This is a genomic window from Myxococcus vastator (assembly GCF_010894475.1).
GTDB classification, from domain to species: Bacteria; Myxococcota; Myxococcia; order Myxococcales; family Myxococcaceae; genus Myxococcus; species Myxococcus vastator.
This window is the reverse complement of record NZ_JAAIYB010000575.1, coordinates 1-4432: the sequence shown is the minus strand read 5'-3', so window position 1 is coordinate 4432 and position 4432 is coordinate 1. Positions and strand designations below refer to the sequence as shown.

Below are 4432 nucleotides of genomic sequence, written 5' to 3'. Positions count from 1 at the left end.
CCGCAGCTCCTGCACCAGTCGAGTCAGCTCCTCGACTTGACGCTCGAGCTCCGCGATGCGCGCATCCTTGGGGTCGACCTCGGCCACGACACGCCGTGTCCCATGCCCCACGCCGCGTCAGCGAGCGACGAGCCTACCGTCGGCTGCTGGCCTGCTCCTTCTTCAACCGCTCATCCCACCTGAACGCTTACGTTGTTCGCGTGTCAGCAGGAGCGCGCCTTGCCGCGCCCGCTGTTTCTCTGAAGATTCCCAGCGACCACTCGTCGGGGTGCCCAGCCCATGACTCAGCGACAGCAACACGGAGGGATCTTCCCGGGAGGCGAAGCCCAGGAATCGCTCCACCGCCGAATCTTTTTCCGCTCCTGTCTCCTCCAGTGACACAGGAGAATGGGTGTGACATCGCCCCTCGAGATGACGCGTCTTCAAGCACTCGATGCACGCCTGCATCAGCAAGCCATGCCCCTGTTCCGTCGCGGAGCTACCATCTCGTGCCGTGTAGAAGAGCAGGTTGGCTCGCTGCGCGGTTGAGGGTGCATCCGCCCAGCGCAGGACCTTGGCGACATAGGCCCGGTAGCCTTCATTCGTGGGGAAGGTGAGGCGGCCCACAAAGGAATCTGTTGCCAGGGCTTGCTGCAGTTCCAGTGAGACCGCATCCAGGTCTCCCAGGATGAGTAGATAGGAGGGACGGTCTTCTTCGTCGACCTTCTCGGGGCCGAATGTCCGGTCCTTCCATTTATGGGCCTCGTCGAATGTCATCCCGCCCGAAGGGCGGTAGACCTGGACGGGATGTCCTCCTTGCTCCAGTTGACGCAGTTCCCGGAGTGGCTCGATGAGCCTCAACAGCCGGTCTCCCTCGGGGCCTTTGGGGGCCACCAGTCCCCAGCGTTGCGCGGCGAGGTCATTCGGACTCGCGAAGTTGGAGCGAAGATACTTCGAGGACGTGTTTCCCGCAGGAATGGGGACATCCGGTAGCCACTCAATATCGAGCCCATCGCTCAAGACGGGGTGGTGCGTGTCGTCGTGAGACAGGAGCAATTCGGCGTGCATGGGCAGTGCTCTAGGAAAGCGGGGACAGGTAGCGCGCCAGAACCTCCGGAGGCAGCGGCGGCCTCGCATACAACTCCACAAAGGATTGCTCATCCCGGACGTGGCGGATGAGCGTTCCCAGGTTCTCGACGAGCAAGCCTTTCGCCGCGAAGACCACTTCGGCCGACGGGAGGGTGACGCCCAGTGCCAGGAACTCCGAGGAATCACTCAACGGCAAGAGATAGGTGTGCCGTGAGGTGGCATCACCTTCGGTCCAGAGCATCGTGCCCCGCAGCCGCGAGTAATCCTCTACGCTGGCATGGGCCGACATCCCTCGAACGGGCGTTCCGGGCGGCGCCTCGTACTCATGTCCCTCGTAGGGAGGGACGGAGGCGTACTGCTCCACCAGTTCCCGGGGAAGGGGAGGGCAGATGCACAGTTCGACGCGCGTCTCCTCCCGCACCATGCGTTCGACGAAGGTGCCCAGGTGCTCCGCGACATTTCCCATTGCAACGAAGTGGGCTTCCACCGGGTCCGTCGGCGCTGGCCAGAGCGCTCCAAATGCCACGAAAGTCGAGGGCGGAAGAACCGGGACAATAAAGACGCGTCGCGAGGATGCGTCACCTTTCGTCCACAGCGAAGCCTCTGGTGCGTCCTCGAGTTCATACACCGGAAGTGGCGGGGGCGTGCTCACGTGAGACTCCTGTCGGGTGGATGTCCATTCATCCGTCACCCGACCGAAAGAACGCCCTTGATCCGGTTAATTACCTGGGGCCTGGCACAATGAATTCATTCGAACAACAAGACACTCTCCAGCCAACTCGTGGCTCTGCCCTTCGCAAGCCATGCCTGCCGCTCATCTCGGAGGGCAATGGCAGGAGGCGTCCCGTTGCGCATGCGCGCCCGGACAGTGTTGAAGAACTCGTTGGCATCCACATCAAGGATGTCCGATGTCGCCGCGAGCACGCCCCTGGCGCCCTGGTCGAAGAACGCTGCCGGGAAGCTCAGTGGCTCGTGGACGGCATATGTCGTATGCGCGGCCGTGCATGCGGCCAGCACCACGAAGGGGGCTCCCTGGAGCTGGGTGCTCCGAACCATCGACATCGTCAGCTCCGAGCCACTCAGCTCAGGTGCCAACAAGAGGTAGGGGCTGCTGATCGCGCTGTTGATGTAGCCGTGGGTCACCAGGTCGATTTCCGAGGCATGCTGCATGGCGTTGAGCACCCGGCTCGGTGTCGCTTGGTTCCCCTTGAGGATCTCGGGTATCTCGTCCGGACCAAAGTCCGTGCGCCACGAATTGAGGCGCGGAGCATCCGGATCCGCGACCTCGACGTCCGAGACGACCAGATGGCGCTTGATGGTCGGTTTCGGCGGTACGCGTTCCGCTGAGCGCCGCGTCAGGTAGCTCCAAGCGAACTCGGGAGGGAGCAGTCCCGCACGTCCATGCAAGGGTGGCCTGGCGAGCGCCTCGACCTGCTCACAGGCACGCAGAGGCGCCAGGAGCGACTCCTTCTTCACCAGCCCATTGAGCTTCGCGCCCAGTTGGCTGCGCCGTGAATCGTCGTAGTCACCCACCAGCCTCCCATCTGCTCCGCGTACCAGGAGCAGCGTTCGTTCCGAGTCCACGGTCGCAAACAGGAAGCACCGGCCCGGTAGGGGCGATCCTCGCTCACGTGTGGCAAGGTCGAGTACCTCGTCATAGGCATCTCGCTTTCCCGCCTCGAAAAGCAAGGACGTGAAACTGTAGGTCCGCACGCGCCGCGCCACGGGAGTGTCCGCGGTTGCGTTCGCCGCTGACGCGATGAGGTTCTCCAGCATCTGGCGTCCTCGGGCCGGGTCGCTTTCGATGATGAACCGGCCGAGTGCATGGTCCGCGAGAAGCCGCTCATCGGGGGTCGAGGCTGAGTCTCTCACTCGCAGGAGGTGTGTCTCATCCTCGGTGTGGCGCATGAGGCGCGCCAGGTCCGACAGGGTGAACGCGCCACTGACGGTGAGGGGACGTCCCGTGGCCAGCGCGGTGTCGATGGCCTGGCGCGCCTCTTCGATTTGCAGTTCGTTCCAAGCGATGTCCGCGAGGTGTTGGTTCACGGCCCGGCGGGTCTCAGGAGCCGCTGGGTCAAACGCCAGAAATTCATTGAAACGGGCGCGTGCCAGGTGCGCCGCGACGTTCGCGAATTTCGCCGTCTGAGCAAGCTGCCACAGGAGGGAACGTTCCAACTGCCATTCGCCACCGGATCGTGCGTTCGTCCACCCGCGTTCGGCGTGTTGGAGCGCTTCGGTGAGTTGATGACGCTGAAGGTAAAGGCCTGAAAGCTCGATGTCGAGCAGGATGCAGCGGTACTCCAGTCCGGCTGTCTGGCAGTGCTGCCGATAGGCGTCGAGCAGCGCCTGGATGGCTTCGCCACCGCTTCGATGGACTGACACTTCCGCCGCGCGCCTCTGTGCGAGCAGGAGTTCGAACCAGGGGTCCTCGCCCGCGGCACGTTCGAGAAGCGCGAAATCCTCCTGGGATTTACCCAGGAGGACCAGAGTGCCAAGTAGAAGGTCGGACTCCTGCGCGGACCGGAGCCTGTTCAAGAAGTCCGCTTGCCACTGTTCCGAGAGCGCGTTGCGACGCGCTGTGGTCGAGGGTGATGGAGTGGAGTGGTCGCTGTACGCCTTGACGAGTTCGGCATAGTCGCGAGCCAACGGTGCTCGTCGCGTGAAGTCCGCTGTTGCCACCCGGCGTACGTAGTTTTGAAGGATGCTTCCCCTGCCTGCTCTGGCATCCAACTTCGCGGCCAGGTCCAACAAGGCCAGGGCTTGTTCCGGGTTGGAGGCTGCTCGTATCGCGTCGTAGAAGTAGAGGCGCGCGCTGGGCACCTCTACGAAGTGTTCCGGAAGGTTCACGGGCGGCCCGTCGAGAAGCGCCCTTCCCGCTGCATCCATTGCGCGCCAGTGCTCGAAGCCTTGTTGGACGGTGGACTCCAACTCCGCTGCGTTAAGCGCGGCCTCTTCGGCCCAGCCGGGCTCCCCCAGTTTCTCCACGTCTCGGAAGGCTTGCGCCGCCATTCGAGGATGTTGCAGTCCGCGCAAGGCCAGAGCTCGGTTCCACAATGCCTGGGGCATCTGAGGTTTCAGGGCGAGGGCGGCATCTGCCGCCTGAAGGGCCTGATTGTACTGGCGAAGCACGAGCAGCGCGGCGGACCTGCTCGCTTCCCGTTCGGCTGAAGATTCCAGGTCCTTCAGTATCGCGAGGGCGAACTTCGCGAGTGTCTCGTCGTTCTGGGCGATGAGGACGGCGGCTCCTTCCTGTGTCTGCTCGGGAGCTGTTAGCGCGTTGAGCTGGCCCGGCAGCGAACCGCTGGTGCCGCCCGACATGGTCTTGTTGACGCGAGCACGGGGCCGGTGGAAGTCGGCCTTTGCC

The 4432-nt window shown here is 63.6% G+C and carries 3 protein-coding genes; all 3 read right to left on the bottom strand.

Translation table 11 applies throughout. From position 1 onward, the window contains the following. Positions 1-162: 162 nt before the first annotated feature. On the bottom strand, positions 163-999 hold the full coding sequence (locus G4D87_RS34140; protein WP_205507825.1) for a hypothetical protein: 837 nt from the start codon (positions 997-999) through the stop codon (positions 163-165). Positions 1000-1057: 58 nt separating this feature from the next. Then, positions 1058-1720 carry a hypothetical protein gene (locus G4D87_RS34135; RefSeq protein ID WP_163786859.1) on the bottom strand — a complete coding sequence of 221 codons (663 nt, stop codon included), beginning with the start codon at positions 1718-1720 and terminating at the stop codon, positions 1058-1060. A 95-nt stretch (positions 1721-1815) separates the two neighbouring features. Continuing rightward, complete coding sequence (locus G4D87_RS34130; protein WP_163786858.1) at positions 1816-4386, bottom strand: CHAT domain-containing protein; 2571 nt, start codon at positions 4384-4386, stop codon at positions 1816-1818. Positions 4387-4432: the final 46 nt, after the last annotated feature.